19 protein-coding genes are annotated in these 20,804 nt (G+C 63.7%); 12 read left to right on the forward strand and 7 right to left on the reverse strand.

Going from position 1 to position 20,804, the window contains the following annotated elements; translation table 11 throughout:
• Positions 1 to 49: 49 nt before the first annotated feature.
• The 3 genes from NKJ81_RS05730 to NKJ81_RS05740 are packed head-to-tail and all read left to right on the forward strand — an operon-like array spanning position 50 to position 3,810.
• The gene (locus tag NKJ81_RS05730) at positions 50 to 1,528 is read left to right on the forward strand and encodes a mannitol dehydrogenase family protein (RefSeq protein WP_352539920.1); all 1,479 of its coding nucleotides are present in this window, start codon (positions 50 to 52) and stop codon (positions 1,526 to 1,528) included.
• A gap of 15 nt (positions 1,529 to 1,543) precedes the next feature.
• On the forward strand, positions 1,544 to 2,227 hold the full coding sequence (locus NKJ81_RS05735; protein WP_352539921.1) for an HAD family hydrolase: 684 nt from the start codon (positions 1,544 to 1,546) through the stop codon (positions 2,225 to 2,227).
• Positions 2,224 to 3,810 carry an FGGY-family carbohydrate kinase gene (locus tag NKJ81_RS05740; protein ID WP_352539922.1) on the forward strand — a complete coding sequence of 529 codons (1,587 nt, stop codon included), beginning with the start codon at positions 2,224 to 2,226 and terminating at the stop codon, positions 3,808 to 3,810. The genes NKJ81_RS05735 and NKJ81_RS05740 overlap by 4 nt, the downstream gene beginning before the upstream one ends.
• Before the next feature lie 14 nt (positions 3,811 to 3,824).
• On the opposite strand, the gene NKJ81_RS05745 is transcribed toward NKJ81_RS05740, so the two are convergent.
• A complete protein-coding gene (locus tag NKJ81_RS05745; protein ID WP_352540032.1) occupies positions 3,825 to 4,406 on the reverse strand; it encodes a histidine phosphatase family protein in 582 nt (193 codons plus the stop codon).
• A 233-nt stretch (positions 4,407 to 4,639) separates the two neighbouring features.
• On the opposite strand from NKJ81_RS05745, the gene NKJ81_RS05750 reads away from it, so the two are divergent.
• On the forward strand, positions 4,640 to 6,043 hold the full coding sequence (locus tag NKJ81_RS05750; protein ID WP_352539923.1) for an MATE family efflux transporter: 1,404 nt from the start codon (positions 4,640 to 4,642) through the stop codon (positions 6,041 to 6,043).
• A gap of 16 nt (positions 6,044 to 6,059) precedes the next feature.
• Here NKJ81_RS05750 and NKJ81_RS05755 read toward each other — a convergent pair whose 3' ends face one another.
• From NKJ81_RS05755 to speB, 4 genes are all read right to left on the reverse strand, one after another.
• The gene (locus tag NKJ81_RS05755; protein WP_352539924.1) at positions 6,060 to 6,707 is read right to left on the reverse strand and encodes an amino acid ABC transporter permease; all 648 of its coding nucleotides are present in this window, start codon (positions 6,705 to 6,707) and stop codon (positions 6,060 to 6,062) included.
• On the reverse strand, positions 6,704 to 7,372 hold the full coding sequence (locus tag NKJ81_RS05760) for an amino acid ABC transporter permease (RefSeq protein WP_352539925.1): 669 nt from the start codon (positions 7,370 to 7,372) through the stop codon (positions 6,704 to 6,706). The genes NKJ81_RS05755 and NKJ81_RS05760 overlap by 4 nt, the downstream gene beginning before the upstream one ends.
• Positions 7,373 to 7,378: 6 nt before the next feature.
• Positions 7,379 to 8,188, reverse strand: coding sequence for a transporter substrate-binding domain-containing protein (locus tag NKJ81_RS05765; protein ID WP_352539926.1), 810 nt, complete (start codon positions 8,186 to 8,188; stop codon positions 7,379 to 7,381).
• Between the two features lie 136 nt (positions 8,189 to 8,324).
• Positions 8,325 to 9,386 (reverse strand): agmatinase, encoded by a 1,062-nt coding sequence (speB, locus tag NKJ81_RS05770; RefSeq protein ID WP_023676981.1) that lies wholly within the window; start codon positions 9,384 to 9,386, stop codon positions 8,325 to 8,327.
• 183 nt (positions 9,387 to 9,569) lie between these two features.
• Between speB and gcvA the strand changes: the two genes are divergently transcribed.
• The 8 genes from gcvA (at position 9,570) to NKJ81_RS05810 (ending at position 18,475) form a co-directional block, all read left to right on the forward strand.
• Positions 9,570 to 10,544: a transcriptional regulator GcvA gene (gene gcvA / locus NKJ81_RS05775; RefSeq protein WP_023676980.1), complete on the forward strand. Its 975-nt coding sequence runs from the start codon at positions 9,570 to 9,572 to the stop codon at positions 10,542 to 10,544.
• Positions 10,545 to 10,736: 192 nt separating this feature from the next.
• Entirely contained in the window at positions 10,737 to 12,041 is a 1,305-nt protein-coding gene (pncB, locus tag NKJ81_RS05780; RefSeq protein WP_352472380.1) for a nicotinate phosphoribosyltransferase, read from the forward strand.
• Positions 12,042 to 12,204: 163 nt separating this feature from the next.
• Entirely contained in the window at positions 12,205 to 13,644 is a 1,440-nt protein-coding gene (locus NKJ81_RS05785) for a hypothetical protein (RefSeq protein WP_352539927.1), read from the forward strand.
• A gap of 162 nt (positions 13,645 to 13,806) precedes the next feature.
• Positions 13,807 to 15,111, forward strand: coding sequence for an ABC transporter substrate-binding protein (locus NKJ81_RS05790; protein ID WP_352539928.1), 1,305 nt, complete (start codon positions 13,807 to 13,809; stop codon positions 15,109 to 15,111).
• A gap of 86 nt (positions 15,112 to 15,197) precedes the next feature.
• On the forward strand, positions 15,198 to 16,079 hold the full coding sequence (locus tag NKJ81_RS05795; protein ID WP_352539929.1) for a branched-chain amino acid ABC transporter permease: 882 nt from the start codon (positions 15,198 to 15,200) through the stop codon (positions 16,077 to 16,079).
• Positions 16,076 to 17,038: a branched-chain amino acid ABC transporter permease gene (locus tag NKJ81_RS05800; protein ID WP_023676975.1), complete on the forward strand. Its 963-nt coding sequence runs from the start codon at positions 16,076 to 16,078 to the stop codon at positions 17,036 to 17,038. The genes NKJ81_RS05795 and NKJ81_RS05800 overlap by 4 nt, the downstream gene beginning before the upstream one ends.
• Positions 17,035 to 17,763 (forward strand): ABC transporter ATP-binding protein, encoded by a 729-nt coding sequence (locus NKJ81_RS05805; RefSeq protein WP_352472377.1) that lies wholly within the window; start codon positions 17,035 to 17,037, stop codon positions 17,761 to 17,763. Before NKJ81_RS05800 ends, NKJ81_RS05805 begins: the two co-directional genes overlap by 4 nt.
• Complete coding sequence (locus NKJ81_RS05810) at positions 17,756 to 18,475, forward strand: ABC transporter ATP-binding protein (protein ID WP_352539930.1); 720 nt, start codon at positions 17,756 to 17,758, stop codon at positions 18,473 to 18,475. Before NKJ81_RS05805 ends, NKJ81_RS05810 begins: the two co-directional genes overlap by 8 nt.
• Here NKJ81_RS05810 and NKJ81_RS05815 read toward each other — a convergent pair whose 3' ends face one another.
• Both NKJ81_RS05815 and pncA read right to left on the reverse strand, forming a co-directional pair.
• Positions 18,476 to 19,903 (reverse strand): sodium:proton antiporter, encoded by a 1,428-nt coding sequence (locus NKJ81_RS05815; RefSeq protein ID WP_352539931.1) that lies wholly within the window; start codon positions 19,901 to 19,903, stop codon positions 18,476 to 18,478.
• 40 nt (positions 19,904 to 19,943) lie between these two features.
• Positions 19,944 to 20,543 (reverse strand): bifunctional nicotinamidase/pyrazinamidase, encoded by a 600-nt coding sequence (gene pncA / locus NKJ81_RS05820; RefSeq protein ID WP_023676971.1) that lies wholly within the window; start codon positions 20,541 to 20,543, stop codon positions 19,944 to 19,946.
• Positions 20,544 to 20,804: the final 261 nt, after the last annotated feature.

Here is a 20,804-nt window from a genome sequence, read left to right on the forward strand (position 1 = left end):
CCCGTCTCCTCCACGGGGGGAAGAGCCGTCCCGCTAAAGGGTAAAGCAGATGACCGTGAAACTCTCTTCTTCCATCCTCGCCAAGCTGCCGCCCAAGGTCGCCGGCCCGAAATACGATCGCGCCGCGCTCAAGGCCGGCATCGTGCATTTCGGCGTCGGCAATTTCCATCGCTCGCACCAGGCCGTCTATCTCGACGACCTGTTCAATTCGGGTGTCGGCCACGACTGGGCCATTGTCGGCGCCGGCGTCTTCGAAGGCGAGAAGGTCGGCCGCGGCAAGTTGCAGGAGCAGGACTGGCTGACCACCGTGGTCGAGCAGGACAGCGGCCATATGAGCGCGCGCGTCACCGGCGTCATGATCGACTTCCTGGTGCCGGGCGATGCGGCCGCAATCGTCGAGCGGCTTGCCGATCCGGCGATCAAGATCGTCTCCCTGACCATAACCGAGGGCGGCTATTTCATCGATCCGGCATCCGGCGTCTTCAATCCGACACATCCCGACATCGTTGCCGACGCTGAGCCGGGGGCGACGCCGAAGACCGTCTTCGGCCTGGTCCTCGCCGGGCTGCTGCGCCGCCGCGCCGACGGTATCGTGCCCTTCACAATTATGTCCTGCGACAACATCCCCCATAACGGCCACGTCACCTCAGATGGCGTCATCGGCCTTGCGCGGCTGATCGACGAAGGTTTGGCAAACTGGGTGAGCGAGAACGTTGCGTTTCCCAATGGCATGGTCGACCGCATCACGCCGGCCACCACCGACCGCGAGCGCGGCATTCTCTCCAGTGGGTTCGGCCTCGACGACAATTGGCCGGTGTTTTGCGAACCGTTCAAGCAATGGGTGCTGGAGGACCGTTTCACCGACGGCCGCCCGCCGCTGGAAAAAGTCGGCGTGCAGTTCGTCAGCGACGTCGCGCCCTATGAGCTGATGAAGATCCGCATCCTCAATGGCGGCCATGCGACCATCGCCTATCCGGCCGGGCTGATGGACATCCATTTCGTCCATGAGGCGATGCAGGAGCCGCTGGTACGCGGCTTCCTCGACAAGCTCGAGCATGACGAAATCATCCCGACCGTGCCGCCGGTTCCGGACACCGACCTCGAAGATTACTACCAGCTCATCGAGCACCGCTTCTCCAATCCGAAGATCGGCGACACCATACGCCGGCTTTGCCTCGACGGCTCCAACCGCCAGCCGAAATTCATCATCCCGACCATCGCCGACCGGCTGAAGGCTGGCAAAAGTGTCACCGGCCTTGCGCTGGAATCGGCGCTCTGGTGTCGCTACTGCTTCGGCACGACGGATTCCGGTGCCGTCACCGAGCCCAACGACCCGAACTGGGGCCGGTTGCAGGCGACGGCCAAGGCGGCGAGGGACATGCCTGCCGCCTGGCTTGCCATGGAGGACATCTATGGCGATGTCGGCCGCTCGCCGCCGTTCGCTGAAGCCTTCGGCCAAGCGCTGAGACTGCTGTGGGCGGACGGCGCGCGCGCGACACTGACGCGCTATCTCGCCGGCGACCTCTGAAGCCGATCCAGCGCGATGACGCCTGAACTGGTCATTTTCGACTGTGACGGCGTGCTGGTGGACAGTGAGATGCTGTCCGTCTCGGCATTGCTGGAGATGATCGCGCTTGCCGGTGGCAACGTCAGCGAGGACATTGCCTACGAGCACTTCCTCGGCAAGAGCATGAAGAGCGTCCGCGAAATCCTCGCAAGCGACTTCGGGCTCGATCTCACCGAGCAGCATCTGACCGAGATGCGCTCCGAACTGATGCGCAGATTCCGCGATGAGCTGAAACCGATGCCAGGTATCGCACAGGTCCTGCCGAGGCTCGGCGTACCGTGCTGCGTCGCCTCCTCCGGCACCCTGGAACGCATCCGCTATGCGCTCGACGTCACCGGGTTGCTTGGGCTGCTGGAGCCGCATTTGTTCAGCGCCGCCATGGTGGCGCGGGGCAAACCGGCGCCCGATCTCTTTCTCCATGCAGCAGATAAAATGAGAGCGGCCCCGCGAAACTGCCTCGTCGTCGAGGACAGCCCGGCCGGCATCGAAGCGGCGCGGGCGGCCGGCATGCGCGTCCTTGCCTTCACCGGCGGCTCGCACACCGGCAACCCGGCATTGAAAGCGCGGCTTGCGTCGAGTGAGCCGGACTTTATATTCGCTGACATGCTGCAATTGCCCGATCTGATTGCAGGCCTGGGAGCGAGAGCAAGAACACCTTGACCAACAGTTTCGTTTGCGCGGTCGATGTCGGCACCGGAAGCGCTCGTGCCGGCATTCTCGACACGGGTGGCGCCTTGCTCGGCCGCGCCGAGCACCCGATCGCCATGCAACAGCCGAAGGCCGATCATGCCGAGCACGATTCGCAGGATATATGGTCGGCGGTGTGCATGGCCGTCCGCGCTGCCCGCGAAAAGGCGGGCGTGCGGGCCGAGGATATCGTCGGCATCTCCTTTGATGCCACCTGCTCGCTGGTGGTGCGAGACCGGCATGGCGGCCAGCTCAGCGTGTCCGTCACTGGTGAAAGGCGCTGGGACACCATTGTCTGGCTCGACCATCGCGCAATTGCCGAGGCCGACGAATGCACTGAAAGCGGCCACGCTGTGCTCGACTATATCGGCGGCGTCATGTCGCCGGAAATGGAGACGCCGAAGCTGATGTGGCTGAAGCGCAACCTGCCCGGAACATGGAACGAAGCCGGCTATCTATTCGACCTCGCCGACTTCCTCACCTGGAAGGCAAGCGGCTCGCTCTCCCGTTCACAATGCACGCTGACCGCCAAATGGACCTATCTAGCCCATGAAGCGACCGGCTGGCGGCGCGACTTCTTCGAAGCCGTCGGGCTCGGCGATATCTTTGAGCACGGCAACCTGCCGGAAAAGGCAAGCCCGGTCGGTGCCGATATCGGCCCGCTCGGCGCGCAAGCCGCGACGGAGCTTGGCCTCACCGAAAAATGCCGGGTCGGCGCCGGCGTCATCGATGCCTATGCCGGCGCGCTTGGCGTGCTCGGCGGTTTCGCCGGTGACGCAACGAACATCGGCCGCCATCTGGCCCTGATTGCCGGTACGTCGAGTTGCGTCATGGCGATGTCGCCCGATCCGCAGCCTTTCGCCGGTGTCTGGGGCCCATATTATGGCGCAGCCCTGCCCGGCCTGTGGCTGTCGGAAGGTGGCCAGTCGGCCACCGGCGCGCTGCTCGACCACATCATCCGCTGGCATGGCGCCGGCGGCGAGCCGGATGCCGCCATGCATGCCAGGATTGCCCACCGCGTCGCCGAGTTGCGCGCCGCCGAGGGCGACAACGTCGCCGCAAGGCTGCACGTACTGCCCGATTTTCACGGCAACCGCTCGCCGCTCGCCGACCCGCATGCCGTCGGCGTCATCAGCGGGCTGACGCTGGATGCCTCCTTCGACAGTCTGTGCAAGCTCTACTGGCGCACCGCCGTCAGCATCGCGCTTGGCGTCCGTCATGTGCTGGAAGCGCTGAACGAGAACGGCTATCTCATCGACACGCTGCACGTCACCGGCGGCCACACCAAGAACCCGCTGTTGATGGAGCTCTATGCCGATGCCACCGGCTGCACGGTGGTCGAGCCGCTGGCGGACGAGGCGGTGCTGCTCGGCACCGGCATGATTGCCGCCACCTCGGCCAGGCTTTTTCCCGATTTGAACGCTGCCTGCGTCGCCATGCAACAGGGCGGGAGGACGCGAGAGCCCAATCCGGCTGCCGCCGGCCGGTTCGATCGCGACTACCGCGTGTTTCTCGAAATGCACAGGCAAAGGCAGGCGCTGGACGCGATCCGATAAATCGGGATCGGTTGCTATCTCTGGTTCCAGCGCCGGATGACCGGCTCGTAAAGGTCGTGCTCATAACCGAGCACGCTTATGCTGGCGGTATCCAGCACGAAAAACGCGCCGGCTTGCGGCGGCAGGCCGAGCCAGCGTGCGGCCAGCACCCTAAGGAAATGCGAGCTTGAGAAGACCAGGACATTGCTGCCGACCTCGCGCAACTGGCTGACGATCCGGTCCGCCCTCGAGCCGACATCCGTGGCGGACTCGCCGCTCGGGCAGCCGTCGCGAAAGAGACGCCAGCCGGGGCGCTCGGCGAGGATTTGCTTGGTGGTCAATCCCTCATAGGCACCATAATCCCACTCCGCCAGATCGTCCTTCTTCACGCCTGACGAGCCGAAGCCGGCCAGCGCACAGGTGTTGAAGGCGCGCTGCGACGGGCTCGACCACAGCGCCGAGACGGACAGGCCCTTGAGCCGCTCAGCGATCCGCCTTGCCGCTTCCTCGCCGGCCGGCGTCAGCGGTATGTCGGTTCGGCCGGTATGTTTTCCGGACGCACTCCATTCCGTCTCGCCATGCCGAACCAGATAGATTTCGGGAAACGCGCTCATCAGGCTGCCTTTCAAATGGATCTGCCGCGACCATAGCGGCTTCCATAGCCTCTCCAATAGCCTGCGTTGAACCGACTGGCTTAACCCTTCCGCAAGTCAGCCTCTTGCCACCGGTGCCCATTTGATAGACAAACCCGTCTTAATGCGGAATCCGGCCGATCTTGGCCATTTTCCGCGCTGAGACGCGGCTTCCGGCTCTTGCCGACGTGCCGCAATCGGATAGGCGGAAAACTAGAATGTCTGCGATCGAAGCCGACGCTCGCGCGCCGGAAAACCTTTGGCGTCGGGAAATCAGGGCGATGCTGGCGCTCGCCTGGCCGATGGTGCTGACCAATCTCGGCCAGACCGCGATGACCGCTACCGACGTCATGATGATGGGGCGGCTGGGGCCGGACACGCTGGCCAGCGGTGCGCTTGGTGCCAACCTCTACTTCATGCCGCTCATCTTCGGGCTCGGCCTGATGCTGGCGACCTCGCCGATGATGGCGACCGAGCTCGGCCGTCGCCGGCACTCGGTGCGCGACCTGCGCCGCACCGTGCGCCAGGGTCTGTGGCTGGCGATCCTCATTTGCATTCCGATATGGGCCCTTCTCTGGCACGGCGAGAGCGTGTTGCTGGCCATGGGGCAGGAGCCGGCACTGGCGCACCAGGCCGGCATCTATCTGCGCTGGCTTGAATGGGCGGTGCTGCCCTTTTTCGGCTACATCGTCCTGCGCTCGTTCATTTCGGCGCTGGAGCGGCCGGGCTGGGCACTGATCATCGTCTTCGTTGCCGTCGCCTGCAACGCCTTCTTCAACTGGCTGTTCATGTTCGGTAATCTCGGCATCCAATCGATGGGCATCGCCGGCTCCGGCCTCGCCACCACGCTGTCCAGCACGTTGATGTTCGCCGGCATGGCGGCGGTGGTGATGCTTGAGAAGAAGTTCCGGCGCTATCGTCTGTTCGGACGCTTCTGGCGCGCCGACTGGCCGCGCTTCAAGGGCCTGCTGCGGCTCGGCCTGCCGATCGCCGGCCTGCTGGCGTTCGAGGTGACGATCTTCAACGCGGCCGCCTTTCTCATGGGTCTGATCGATGCGGCTTCGCTTGCCGCCCATGCGATCGCCATCCAGATCGCCTCGGTCACCTTTATGGTGCCACTCGGCCTCAACCAGGCGGTGACGGTGCGCGTCGGACTTGCCCACGGCGCCGGCAATCCGGAAGGTGTCAGCCGGGCTGGCTGGACCGCCTATGTCGTCGGTGTCTCCTTCATGGCGCTGATGGGGCTGGTGATGATCCTGTGGCCGCATCTCTTGATCGGCGCCTTCATCGATCTGGGCAATCCGGCTAATGCCGAGGTGGTGGCGCTTGCCGTCTCGTTCCTCGCCTTTGCTGCGCTGTTCCAGGTTTTTGACGGTGCGCAGGCGGTCGCCAGCGGCATGCTGCGCGGCCTGCACGACACCAAGGTGCCGATGATCTATGCCGCGATCGGCTATTGGGGCATCGGGCTGCCGCTCGGCGTGCTGCTGGCCTTTCGTTTCGGCTTCAACGGCGTCGGCATCTGGATCGGCCTGTCGTCGGGACTGGCGGTGGTTGCGGCACTCCTGCTGGTGCGCTGGCTGCGGCGTGACAGGATCGCGCCGCCGCTGGTATTCGGGCGTTGAATTGCTGGTCGCCCGCTCAGCGGGCCGCCGCCCGTTGCTCGAGCGAACGTGCGTATTGCGTCAGCGGAAAGCACATGACGAAGAAGATCAGCGCTACCAGCCCATAGACTTTGAACGGTTCGAAGGTCGCATTGTTGATCGCGTTGGATGTCCTCACCAGCTCCTCGAAACCGATGATCGAGGTCAGCGCGGTCGACTTGATCAGCTGCACCAGGAAGCCGACGGTCGGTGCGCGGGTGATCGAAAACGCCTGCGGCAGGATGATCAGCCGGAGTTCATGCAGATAGTGCAGGCCGAGGCTGGCGCCGGCGTCCCACTGGCCGCGCGGCAGCGCATCGACGCCGCCGCGCCAGATCTCGGCGAGATAGGCGCTGGCGAAGAAGGTCAGGCCAAGCACCGCCGCGGTCCACGGCTCGATGCGCAGGCCCAGCATCGGCAAGCCGAAGAACATCAGGAAGAGCTGCATCAGCAGCGGCGTGCCCTGGAAAAGCGCGATGTAGCCGGAGGCAAACCGGCGCGCCCATTTATTCTTGGCGATCCGGAAGAACAGCACGATCATGCCGACCACGGCCCCGCCGACAAACGCGGCCAGCGACAAGAGCACCGTCCAGCGCGCCGCCAGCAGCAGGTTGCGCAGAATGTCCCAGAAGGTGAATTCGATCATGACACGCCGGCTCCGAGAAGCCGGCGGCCGCCGCCGACCAGCAGCCGGCGCAGCCCAATCGACAGGGCGAGGTAGACCATCGTCACCACGAAATAGGTCTCGAAAGCCCGGAACGTGCGCGCCTGCAGCATGTCGGCTTCATAGGTCAGCTCGCGAACGGCGATCTGCGATACCACGGCGGATTCCAGCATCATGATGACGATCTGGCTGGTCAGCGCCGGATAGATCACCTTGAGCGCCTGCGGCAGCACGATCTTGATGAAGACCTGGCGCGGCCTGAGCCCAAGCGCCAGTGCCGCTTCCGTCTGCCCGGGCGGCACCGCGTCGAGCCCGGCGCCAACGATCTCGATCGTGTAGGCGGCCATGTTGAGCGTCATCGCCAACATGGCTGCCAGCACCGGATCGAGCCTGACCCCGATGCTGGGCAGCCCGAAGAAGATGAAGAACAGCTGCACCAGGAACGGCGTGTTGCGGATCATCTCGACATAGACGCCGATCGCCCGCTTGAGCAGCAGCGGACCGTTCCGCCGCCCTGCCGCGCCGAGGATGCTGAGCAACGTTCCCGCCAGCGTGGTCACGGCGATCAGCAGGATCGTCGTGGCCGCGCCGCGCGCGATCGCCCCTGTTGCCCCGGCAAGCCAGCCGAAGTCGAGGCTATAGGTCACTGGCCGTCAATCCTTGAGATTGGCGGGATCGAGCGGTGTCTTCAGCCAGGCCTTCGAGCTTTCGTCCAGTTTGCCGTCGGCCAGCATCTTGGCGACCGCATCGTTGACCGCTTGCTTGAGGCGGTCTTCCTTCTTGTTGAGGCCGATATGCGAGGGCGAGGTGAGAAGCTGGAATTTCTGCTCCGGCTTCAGTTCCTCCTGCCGGGCGAGCACCTGGGCGCCGACATCGTTGCCGACCACCATCAGTTGGGTCTGGCCCGAGATGAACGCCTGGATGACGGAATTATAGTTGTCGAAACGGCGGATGTCGGCCGAGGCGGGTGCCGCCTCGGTCAGCGAGGTGTCCTCCAGCGTGCCGCGATTGACGGCGATCGACTTGTCGGCAAGGTCTTCCTTGCCTTTGACCGAGAGTGCTGCCGGGCCGATGACGGCGATGTAGTAGGGTGCGTAGGCGGCGGCGAAATCGATTACCTGCTCTCGCTCCTTGGAGTAGCCGACGCTCATCAGCAGGTCGACGCGCTTGTCGGTCAGGTACGGAATGCGGTTCTGGCCGGTCACGCTGACCAGATTGAGCTTGACCTTGAGCTGGTCGGCGATGGATTGCGCCACGTCGATGTCGTAGCCCTTGATGCTCATGTCGGCGCTGGCCGAGGAGAAGGGCGGGAAGTCGGAAAAGATGCCGACATTGATGGCGCCGGCCTTGGCTATGTCATCGATCGCGTCGGCATTGGCGGCCTGGATGGTGAAAGCAAGACCCGTCGAGCCGAGCATCAGCACGGCGGCGATGGACGATTTGAGTTTCATGTGAAGTGTCATTGTCATTCCCCTGCTGGAAGCTTGTTTGTTTGAGTGCAACCGCCGGCTCCAGCGCGGCGGTCGCCTTTGGATTCTCTAGTGGACCATGATCTTCTCCGAAAACCAGTTCCCACTTTCGGGATCATGGTCGAGCGTGTCAGCCCGCCTTGCCGGTGATTGCCGGGCTGAAGACCATCAGGCTGAGGATCTCGAACAGCACCTGCGCGCCGGCGTGCGCCGTGTTGGTGGTCGCGTCGTACTGCGGTGCCACCTCGACCACGTCGCCGCCGACGATGTTGAGTCCCTTCAGGCCGCGCAGCAGCTCGAGCACTTCGCGCGTCGTCAGCCCGCCGACTTCCGGTGTGCCGGTGCCCGGCGCGAAGGCCGGATCGATGCTGTCGATGTCGAAGGAGACATAGGTCGGGCCGTCGCCGACTATCCTGCGCGCCTTCTCGATAATGGCGGGAATGCCGAGGCCGGTCACCTCTTCGGCATGCACGACGGTCATGCCGGACTCATAGGTGAACTCCCACAGATATTCGGCCGAGCCGCGAATGCCGATCTGGATGGTGCGGCTCGGGTCGAGCACGCCGTCCAGCACCGCGTTGCGGAACGGCCCGCCATGGTGGAACTTGGTCATGTCGAACAGGCCGCTGGTATCGCAATGGGCGTCGATATGGATCATGCCCACCGGCGCCCTCTTGCCGACAGCCTTCAGGATCGGGTGGCTGATCGAATGGTCGCCGCCGACAGACAAGGGCAGGACGCCGGCGTCGACGATCTGGTTGGTGCGGCGTTCGATGTCGTCATGGCTGGTCTCCAGCCGGTAGCGGCTCTGGAACGGCACGTCGCCGATGTCGGCGACCTTGAGCTCATGCGTCGGTGCGCATTCCAGCACATGATTGTAGGGGCCGATGCGCTCGATGGCGCGCAGTGCCCTTGGCCCGAAACGGGCGCCCGGCCGGTTGGTGACGCCCAGATCCATCGGCACACCGATCATCGCCACCTGCAGATCGCCGAAATCCGGATTGTCGGCGGCGATTTCACGATAGGGCGCCGCGAGGAAGGTCGGGATGCCGGAATAGGGCGCCAGTCGCGTGCCGGTCTTGGAGAAGATCTTGTCGGCGACACGCTGGAATTTCGGGTCGAACATTTCGCCGCCATGGCTCTCGCCGTATTTGCGGCGCAACGCTTCGAGCTTGCCGCGGTCGTAACCCATGTCGGTCCTCCATGGCTGGTGCGGCGCGCGGGCGGCGGCCTCGATAGCCGCAGCCGCCGGCTGCCTGCAGATTTCACGTCTTGATGCAATGCCTGGGCAAAGTGTCCCGTAGCTGCATTGAAAAATCAATTGATATTGTTAGTGTGTTATCTGTGAGAAAATCTCACAGAGCCTAGGGTCCAAATGGCCAAGCGTTTGCCACCGCTCAACCCGCTGCGCGCCTTCGAGGCAACGGCGCGCCACGCCTCGCTGAGCAAGGCGGCGGCTGAGCTCAACGTCACCCACGGCGCCATCAGCCATCAGATCAAGGCGCTCGAGCAATCGTTGGGTGTCAAGCTGTTCGAGCGTGCCGGTCAGCGGGTGAAGCTGACGCCGCACGGCGCCGAGTTGCTGCCGGCGGTGTCGACCGCCTTCGACGGCATTGCCGCCGCCACGCAGCGCATGACGAGACCGGCCAGCACCGGCGTTCTCTCTGTATCCTGCGTGCCGGCGCTACTGTTGCTGTGGATGATCCCGCGGCTGGGCAGCTTCACCTCGCAATATCCGGATATCAGGCTGACGCTGATCCCATCCAATGATGCCAAGGACGTCCGCGCACCGCATATCGATGTCTGCGTGCACTATGGTGACGGCAGCTGGACCGACTGCTGGATGCGCAAATGGTCGGGCCTCGAACTGTTCCCGGTGGTCAGCCCGACGCTGATCAACAACCGCCCGATCCGCACCGTCCGCGACCTCGCCGATCACGTCTTCCTGCATGGCGACGACGGCCGCGAATGGCATACCTGGCTGGCCGCCGCCGACGCGCTGGACCTCGAGCGCGGCCGTCGCCATCATCTCGGCGATGCGCGGATGGCGACCGAGGCCGCGGTTCACGGCCATGGCGTGGCGCTCGGCGATACGGTGACGGCAAGCGGACTGCTCGCCAGGGGCCTGCTTGTCGCCCCGTTCAGTCTTTCCGTGCCGGCCGTCGACGATTTCTACGTCGTCTGCCGCAACGAGATGCGGTCGGCGCCGATCGTGCAATTGTTCATCGACTGGCTGTTTGCCGAGAAAGAACAGGCCGACCGCCGCGCTGACGCACCGGTGGCAGGCCGCATCGGCATTCGCCGCAAGCGTCCGGCGCTCAAGGTGGTCGGCGCCAAGACCGCATCCTGAGGCCGAAACTGCCGTAGGCGCCGCTTGCAGCAGGGGCTTCTTTTTGTCGGGCCAGCCCGCAAAGCGGGAGGCGCGTTCAAAAATTCGATGCTAAGAGGCATTTGGAGCAATTCCAGGAAAAGTGCGCAGCGGTTTTCCGTCCGGAATTGCGCTAGACAAAAGCTAGAGCGAGCAACGAAGGCGCATTAAGCGATGGCAAAGACCGATATAGCGCGGCGCGTCTACAATCACACCTGGAAGCTCGACCCGATCGTCCGCAGCTTGCTCGACACCGATTTCTACAAGCTTCTGATGCTGCAGATGATCTGGGGCATGTATCCCAAGGTCGACGCCACCTTCTCGCTGATCAACCGCACCACCTCGGTCCGCCTTGCCGAGGAGATCGATGAGACGGAGCTGCGCGAGCAGCTCGACCATGCCCGCACCTTGCGCTTCTCTAAGAAAGAGATGATCTGGCTCGGCGGCAACACCTTCTACGGCCGCAAGCAGATATTCGAACCGGAATTCCTCGCCTGGCTGGAAAATTTCCGGCTGCCCGAATACGAGCTTTCCAAGCGCGACGGCCAATACGAACTCGCCTTCAGCGGTCCGTGGATGTACACGACGCTGTGGGAGATCCCGGCGCTGGCAATTATCAATGAACTTCGATCTCGCGCGGCCATGCGGGCGTTCGGGCCGTTCGCGCTCGACGTGCTCTATGCCCGCGCCAAGGCCAAGATGTGGGCCAAGACCGAGCGGCTGAAGGCGCTGCCCGGCATCCGCATCTCGGATTTCGGCACCCGCCGCCGTCATTCCTTCCTGTGGCAGCGCTGGTGCGTCGAAGCGTTGAAGGAGGGCATCGGCGAGGCCTTCACTGGCACCTCCAACGTGCTGCTCGCCATGGACAACGATCTCGAGGCGCTCGGCACCAACGCGCATGAGCTGCCGATGGTGTTCGCCGCGCTCACCAATTCGGAAAAGGAATTGAAACGGTCGCCCTACAACGTGCTGCAGGACTGGCAGCGCTACTACGGCGGCAACCTGCTGATCGTACTGCCGGACACCTTCGGCACCGCGGCGTTCCTGCGCGATGCACCGGACTGGGTCGCCGACTGGACCGGCTTCCGCCCCGACAGCGCGCCGCCGATCGAAGGCGGCGAGAAAATCATTTCCTGGTGGCGCGAAAAGGGCAAGGACCCCAAGCAGAAGCTGCTCATCTTCTCGGATGGGCTGGAGGTCGAGACCATCGAGGAAACCTATCGCCATTTCCGCGGCAAGGTGCGCATGTCCTTCGGCTGGGGCACCAACCTGACCAACGATTTCGAGGGCTGCGCGCCGACCGAGACCAACCGGCTAGACGCCATCTCGCTGGTCTGCAAGGTCACCGAAGCCAACGGCAGGCCGGCGGTCAAGCTTTCCGACAATCCGGCCAAGTCGACTGGCGACGAGAAAGAGATCGAGCGCTATTTGCGCATCTTCGGCCAGAAGGACCGCGTGGAGCAGTTGGTGAAGGTGTGAAGTAGGGGAACTCTTGCGTAGTATGAGTTCCTTCGCGCCCCCCTCTGTCCTGCCGGACATCTCCCCCGCGAGGGGGGAGATTGCGCCCTCATTGCTGCTTTCGCCAATTGCTGAAGTTGCAGAAGGAGAGCCGACGGCGGAACCGCCGATCTCCCCGCTTGAGATGTCCGGCAGGACAGAGGGGGGCGCTGTAGAGCGCTGCATTTCGGCAATCAGGCCCTTTCCCGGCCTCGTCGCTTCCTTGGCATTCCCATCCACGCCCGCCTTCGCCCACGCCTCCGACCGCGGCCATGTCCTGCTGCTTCCCACCGGCTACTACGTCGTCGGTGGCGCGCTCGCGGTTGCCGCCAGCTTCCTTGTCCTGGCTCTACTGCCGCCGGACTCCCTCGACCGCTTCTGGCGCAAACGCCTGCCGCTTTTTACCTTCGGCGACGGCGCGCGGACTGCCGTCAGCCTGGTATCCTTTGCCGGCTTTGCAATTCTGATTGCCGCCGGCCTGTTCGGCAGCCGCGATCCGCTTTCCAATCCGCTGCCGCTGACCGTGTGGACGCTGCTCTGGGTTGGCCTGGCTCTGTTGCAGGGGCTCGCCGGCGATCTCTGGTCGTGGCTCAACCCCTGGTACGGGCCATGCCGCGTCGCCTCGCGCCTGTCCGGCAGAACGCAGCCGAATCTGCTCCCCCAACGGCTCGGCTATTGGCCGGCTTTCCTGCTGTTCTTCGCCTTCGCCTGGTTCGAGCTGATCGACCCTGCGCCAGACGATCCGGCGCGGCTGGCCTGGGCCGCCGGCGCCTATTGGCTGCTGACCTTTGCCGCTATGCAGGTCGTCGGATACCGCGACTGGAGCCTGCGCGGTGAGTTCCTGACGGTGTTCTTTTCCATGGTAGCGCACTTCGCCATCGTCGAGCGCAACGAAGACGGCCGGCTCAAACTCTGCTGGCCGGGTGCCAAGCTGCTCGGTGGCTCGCCGCTACCGCTCAGCGGCATCGCTTTCCTGCTGCTTGCGCTGTCGTCGGTGTCCTTCGACGGCCTGTCGAAAACCTTCTTCTGGCTAGGCTGGTTCGGCATCAATCCGCTGGAATTTCCGGGACGCACCGCTTTGATCGGCATCGGCAGTTTCGGTCTTGTGCTGAGCTTTGCCGTGCTTGCGGCCGTGTTCGCGCTAGCCGTCTTTCTTGGCCAGCACCTTGCCGGCAGCAACCATTCGCTCGGTCACGCCGCCGGGCTTTTGGCCTGGTCGATCGTACCGATCGCGCTCGCCTACCGCTTCGCGCATTATCTGACGGCGCTGCTGGTCGACGACCAATATGCAATTGCCGCTCTCTCAGACCCGTTTGCGCTTGGCTGGAACCTGTTCGGTACCGCAGACATGTCAATTCAAGCCGGCGTTGTCGCCGGCGCCGGCTCGGCGTGGTGGCTGTGGAACCTCCAGGCCGGCGTCATCATTGGCGGCCACATGCTTGCTGTGCTTGTCGCCCATGGCTTGGCCTGGCGGCTGCACGCCATTCCGGCTCGCGCCGCGCTCAGCCAGTTCCCGCTCACCGTGCTGATGATCGCCTACACCGTCCTCGGCTTATGGCTGCTTGCGACGCCGAGCGCCGGATGAACGAGGTGTGCGATGGCCGTCAATCGAACCTTGGGGAAAGCTCGCTTGCCACGTCAGAGCTTTGGTGATTTAGTTTGTACACATGCAATTTTCGCCCCTCTTAACAAGAGTGGCCTGCCTGCTACAGCCATTGGTCAAAGCTCAAAAACAAGGGGAACTGCCGTGACTGACAAGAATGGGTTTTTCGATCTCTCCAGATCCGCTCTCACCCGCCGCACGGCGCTGAAGGGCCTTGCCGCCGGCGCCGGTCTTGCCGTCGCGCCGGGTTTCGTGCGTTACAGCCAGGCGCAGAGCTCGGCGCCGATCAAGATCGGCTTCCAGTCGCACCGCACCGGCATCGGCGCCGCCTATGGCCGCTGGTACGAGAAGACCACAGCGGCTGCCGTCAAGGCGATCAACGATGCCGGCGGCATCAACGGCCGACCCGTCGAGGTGATCATCGAGGATGACGGCACCGATCCCGGCCGGGGCGCCGAAGTCGTCGGCAAGTTCGCCTCTCAGCACAAGACCGATATCGTCTACGGCACGCTGTTTTCGCATGTCGTCATCGGCTCGGCGCCGGCCGCCGGCGAGGCCAAGATGCCCTATTTCGTTGTCAGCGAAGGCCACCATGTCGCCTCGACCAAGTTGAACCGCTACGTCTTCCAGCCCGGCATCACCGATGTGAAGAGCCAGATCCAGTCGATGGCGCCGTGGATTGCCGCCAATGCCGGCAAGAAGGTGACGCAGATCTTCCCCGATTTCGCTTTCGGCTACGACCATCGCGACTACCTGCCGCCGGCCCTGAAGGCGCAAGGCGCCGAGGTTATCGCCCAGATCGCCATCCCCCCGACGGAATCCTCCTTCACTAAATATTTCCCGCAGATCCCCGCGGAGACCGAGGTGATCTACCACGTCATGGTCGGCCCGGCGGTGCTCACCTTCGTCAAGGAGCTCGGCGAGTTCTACGGCTCCAATCGGCCGCAATTGTTCGGCTTCATCGATTCGCTCGAAGCCACCGACATCAACAGCCCCGGCCTCGAATTCCTCGACGGCAGCCATTTCTGGGAAGGCTCGCCGCGTTATGCGCAGCCCGATGACTCCCCTGCGCAGAAAGCCTACCGCGCCGCCGTCGGCATCGACGACAATGGTGCCGCCGTCGGCGACCCCAAGGACGTCTCCACCGCCGCGCACATGTTCGGCTGCTGGGAAACGCTCTACGTCGTCAAGAAGGCGATGGAGGATGCCGGCTACAAGGGCCCGGAAGACCGCGCCAAGCTGGTCGAGGCGACCGAGGCGTTGACCGAGTTCGCCGAGGGGCCGGAGCACCCGCAAGGGCCGAAAACCTTCAACGGCAAGATCCACCAGTGCTTTGGCATCCAGAACATCTCCAAGGTTGAAGGCGGCCGGCTGAATGTCGTCCACAAGACCAAGATCGAGGACGGCCTCTACGAGCCTGAGGGGGATTACACGACGCAGACGCTGTGAGCTTGGCTGCTGCAGCAAGCGTGAGCGCCAAGATACCCCCCTCTGGCCAGAGGGGGGTGCTTCGCGCATCCGCCGGTGCTTAGCCGATGCACTTCGGACCTCACCTGCTCCTCGCCGCTCTCGAAGGCCTCGTCACCTCCGCCGTGCTGGCGCTGACGGCGCTTGGGCTGTCGCTGGTGTTCGGCGTCATGCGCGTCGTCAATGTCGCGCATGGCGAGTTCTTCATGCTGGGCGCGGTGCTTGCCTGGGCGATCTCAACGGCGGTATCTGGCCATCCGGCGCTCGGCTTCCTGGCCGCCCTGGTGCTGGCGCCGCTGATCGTCGGCCTGATCGCGCTGCTCGCCGAACGGCTGGTGCTGCGCCGGCTCAACTACAATCCGGAAGCCACCATCGTCGCCACCATCGGCATGCTCTACATCATCCAGCAACTGGCGCTGACCTTCTACGGCCCGGAGGCGCGGCCGGTGGAGCCGCCGTTCAGCTACCGCATCCTCCTGCCGTGGTTCGGCTATTCCGGCTACAAGCTGTCGATCATCGCCGCGTCGGCGCTGCTGCTGGTCGCGACCTGGCTGGTGCTGACGCGCACGAAAATCGGCCTCGTCATGCGCGCCACGCAATATGACAGCGAGACGGCGCAGGCCTTCGGCATTCCGGTGACCAGAGTCTATGCCAGTGTTTTCGCGCTCGGCGCCATGCTGGCTGCTGTCGCCGCGGTGCTGATCGTGCCGATCAGCCAGGCCCACTATCTGATGGGACAGGACCCGCTGTTGCTGTCGTTCATCGTCGTCATCATCGGCGGCCTCGGCTCGCTGCGCGGCACGGTCGTCGCCGCGGTGCTGATCGGCCTTTCCGACGGCATCATCTCGGTGTTCTTCTCACCGACGCTGGCCAAGATCATAGCCACCTTGCTCGTCGCCATGGTGCTGGTGTTCCGGCCGCAGGGCCTGTTCGGGACGACATCGCGATGAAGGATGCTTCGCCGGCAAAGCCATATGCGCTGCACCTCGGCGTCATCGCCCTGCTTTTCGGGCTTAGCTTCGTCCTGCCGGAATACCATCACGGCCTGCTCGCCCGCATCATGGTGCTGGCGGTCTTCGCCATGGGCTACAATCTGCTGTTCGGCTATGTCGGGCTGCTCAGCCTCGGCCATGCCATGTTCTTTTCAGCCGGGCTCTATGGCGCCGGCCTTGCCGTCATCCATCTCGGCTGGAGCGTGCCGGCCGCCTTCGCAGCCGGGCTTGCCTGCGGCGCGCTTCTCGCGCTGGTGATCGGGCTGCTGGCGCTGCGCACCTCCGGCGTCGCCTTCATGATCGTCACTATGATGTTCGCGCAGGTATTCTATCTCGTCATCCTCTATTTCGCTGCCTGGACCGGTGGCGACCAGGGCATGGTCGTGCCGCAGCCGATGCGTGTCCTTGTCCTGGGCAGCACGTCGCTCGACCTCACCAACCCGACCGTGCGCTATATGAGCGCGTTGGCACTGTTCTCGATCGTGCTGCTCATAAGCCTGGCGATAGTCCGCTCCGGCTACGGTCGCGTGCTGGTCGCGATCCGCGAGAACGAAGAGCGGACCAAAATGCTTGGCTACGATACATTTTCCAACAAGCTCGCCGCCGTCGTCATCTCAGGCAGCATCTGCGCGGCTTCCGGCGCGGCCTATGCGCTGCTGTTCGGCTATGTCGGCTCGAGCTTCGCTTCAGTGCAATATTCCATCCTGCCGCTGCTCTGGGTGCTGCTGGGCGGTGCCGCCACCACGCTCGGTCCGCTGATCGGCACGCTGTTCATGTATTATGTCATCGACGTCGCCAGCGGCTACACCTCGGCCTATCTGCTGATCGTCGGCATAGCGCTCATCCTGCTGGTGCTGTTCTTCCCGAGAGGCATTCTCGGCAGCATCCGCCAGCGCTGGCTCGGGTGGTTGCCATGATGCCGCTGCTCACCACCAAAGGCCTGTCGCGCAGTTTCGGCGGCTTGCGTGCCGTCGACGGCGTCGACTTCGCGCTGATACCGGGCGAGATTCGCGCCATCATCGGCCCCAACGGCGCCGGCAAGACCACCTTCGTCAGCCTGGTCAGCGGCCGCATCCAGTCCTCGTCGGGCACGATCATCTTTGACGGCGCCGATATCACCAGCCTGCCTGCCTACGCCAGGGTTCGCCTTGGCATCGCCTATACTTTCCAGATCACCAGCGTCTTTGCCAATCTCAGCGCCTACGACAATGTCGCCCTGCCGGTCCAGCGCACGCTGACCGATGGCCGTTCGAAGGGCGCGGTTCACACCGGCGTCATGGCGGCGCTCGAGCGCACCGGCCTTGCCGACCGGGCGCAAATGCCTGCCGGGCAATTGTCCTACGGTCACCAGCGGTTGCTGGAAGTGGCAATGGGACTGGCACTGAAGCCGCGGCTGCTGATCCTCGACGAACCGACGCAAGGGCTTGCCGACAGCGAGATCGACAATTTCATCGAGCTGGTGCGCGAGATCGCCGATAGCGCCACCGTGCTTTTGATCGAGCACAACATGCCGGTGGTCATGCGGCTCGCCGACCGCATCACCGTCTTCAACGCCGGCAGGATCTTGGCTGAAGGCACGCCCGAGCAGATCCGCGCCAATGCCGCGGTGCAGGACGCCTATCTGGGGACGACCCATGGCTGAGGCCCAGTCCAAGGCACTGACGATCTCCGGGGTCGACTGCTTCTATGGCGAGGTCCAGGTGCTCTATGGTCTCGATCTTGTCTTGAACGAGGGCGAAGTGCTCTGCCTGTTCGGCCGCAACGGCGCCGGCAAGACGACGACGCTGAAGGCAATCATGGGCCTGGTGCCGGTAAGCTCCGGCTCGATTCGGCTCGAAGGGCGGGAATTGAGCGGCTTGCCGGCGCACGAGGTGCCCAAGGCCGGCGTCGCCTACGTGCCGCAGGGCCGGCGGCTGTTCGCCGAGATGACGGTGGCGGAAAACATCGAGATCGGCCTGATGGCCCGCAACAAGGGCAAGGCGACGCGCGAGAACGTGCTCGATCTCTTCCCGCTGTTGCGCCAGCGCCTCAGGCAGCGTTCGGGCACGCTGTCCGGCGGCGAGCAGCAGATGCTGGCCATGGCCCGCGCCCTGTGTCTGGAACCGCAGGTGCTCCTGCTCGACGAACCGACCGAAGGGCTGATGCCGTCGATGATCGCCAAGATCCGCGAAACCGTGTCGAAGCTGCGTGCGCTTGGCGTGTCGACAATTCTTGTCGAGCAGCGCGTCGATGCCGTGCTGTCGGTCGCAGACCGCGTTTGTTTCATCGAAAACGGCCGCAACCGCGAGACGGTCGATGTCGAGGAACTGCGTTCCGATCCCTCCGCGGTCCGTCGCTATGTCGGCGTCGCCTGATCAGGCAAAGAACAGCAAGCCGGCAAGCAGGAATGTCGGGATCAGCACCGCGCCCGACCATGCCATATAGCCAAAGAAGCTCGGCATCTTGATGCCGCGATGCCTGGCAATGGCATAGACCATGAAATTCGGCGCATTGCCGACATAGGTGTTGGCGCCCATGAACACCGCGCCTGCCGAGATCGCCGCCAGCGTCGAGGCGAGCTCGGTCATCAGATGCTGCGCATCGCCGCCAGCCAGCTCGAAGAACACCAGATAGGTCGGCGCATTGTCGAGGAAGGACGACAGCGCTCCGGTCAGCCAGAAATAGGCAAGGTTGTCCGGCGCGCCGGTCGGCGAACTGACCAGCAGCACCAACGGCGCCAGCGCGCCATCGAGCCCGGCCCGCAATATGGCGACGACCGGCACGATGCAGATGAAGATGCTGGCGAACAGCTTCGCCACCTCGGCAATCGGCCCCCAGTTGAAGGCGTTTGCGCCGCGAAACTCCTTCGGCGAGACGACAAGCGAAGTGAAGGCCAGTATCAGGATGGCGGCGTCCCGCACCAGATTCTGCAGCTCGAGGCTGACACCCTGAAATGAGAAACTCACTCCCGGCTTCCAGGCAGCGGAAATCAGGATCGCGGCGATTACGCCGGCCAGCAGCGGGATGTTGGCCAGGCCGCGAATGCGCACCTTGCTGTCGGGCGTCGGATCCTTGATCTTCGGCGCGCCTTCCTCCCGGCGATGCATGATGATGTCGATCGCCAGGAAAACAGCCAGCACCACGCCGGCGACGAACAGCGTCTCGGGCAGCAGGTGAACTGTCGTCCAGAAGAAATCGACGCCGCGCAGAAAGCCGACGAACAGCGGCGGATCGCCCAGCGGCGTTAGCGACCCGCCGATGTTGGACACCAGGAAGATGAAAAAGATGACGACATGGGCGTTGAAGCGCCGGTTGTCGTTGGCGCGGATGAGCGGCCGGATCAGGATCATCGAGGCGCCGGTTGTGCCAATGATCGAGGCAAGCAGCGCCCCTCCCAGCAACAGCCCGGCATTGACCAGCGGCGTGCCGTGTATGTTGCCGGCAACGAAGATACCGCCCGAAATGGTGAACAGCGCAAACAGCAGGATGATGAACGACATGTATTCGGTGAGCAGCGCATGCAGCACCGCCTGCGTGGCGGACGGGATGCCGAAGGCGATGGCCAGCGGCCCGATCACCAACGCTGCCCAGAAGGCAGCGATCTTGCCGTAATGGTGCTCCCAGGCATGATGGAACAGCAGCGGGCCGGTCGCGATGCAAAGCAATAGCCCGGCAAACGGCAGCACCCACCAAAGCGACATGGCGGCGCCCGGCAATTCGTGCGCTTCGGCCGCGAGAACCGCATTCGGAGAAAAGATTGCTGCAATAAGTGCAGCACTTGCCGTCAACGCCGCAAACCGCATGAAGCCCCTCAAAAGTCTGTCAGGTTCGGCTGGATGACGTTCAAATCAGTGTCACGCCGGCATCGCGCATCCGGCCCAGCATCCTCTCCACGGAGCCGTTGAGATCGATGCCGCGGCAGGCGTCGAGCCGCACGGACGTCTCAAAACCGAGCTTGACCGCGTCGAGCGCCGAAAAGGCGACGCAGAAATCCGTCGCCAGGCCGACCAGGGTCAGCGTCTCGATGTTCCGATCCCGGAGATAGCCGGCAAGGCCGGTCGGCGTCGTCCGGTCGTTCTCGAAGAATGCGGAATAGCTGTCGATCGCAGGACGGAACCCCTTGCGGATCACCAGCTCGGCCTTGCTCCAGGCGAGGCCCGAATGGAAATCCGATCCCAGGCTGCCCTGGATGCAGTGATCCGGCCACAGCGTCTGGTGGCCATAAGGCACGTCGATCGTTTCGAACGGGTGCTTGCCGGGGTGGCTGGAGGCAAAGCTCGAATGGCCGGCAGGGTGCCAGTCCTGCGTCAGCAGGACGTGCTCGGTCCGCCGGATTAGGTCATTGACCAACGGCACGATTTCGTCGCCACCGGCCACTTCAAGGGCGCCACCCGGGCAGAAATCGTTCTGCAGGTCGATAACGACAAGCGCTTCGTCGGCCATGGAGCCTCCTTATTTTCTTGGTCTTGAGCTTAGGCTCCAATAAAAACGCGACCGGACGCAGAAACTTGACCAGATGGCCGGCTGCGTCAACCTCTCATGGCATAACAAATGCATTCCGGATGCACCGGTGCCAACAGTCGTGCAAACTCTGGCTTTGACAATTCCTGCCGGCTTGATATCATTTGCATACGAATGAATTTCGTGCCTTGAATGCTCGGGAAAATCTTTCGGCAGGATCCCCTCTCGGGAAGCCCATTCTGG

Source organism: Mesorhizobium sp. M0018, from assembly GCF_040323955.1.
Taxonomy (GTDB): domain Bacteria; phylum Pseudomonadota; class Alphaproteobacteria; order Rhizobiales; family Rhizobiaceae; genus Mesorhizobium.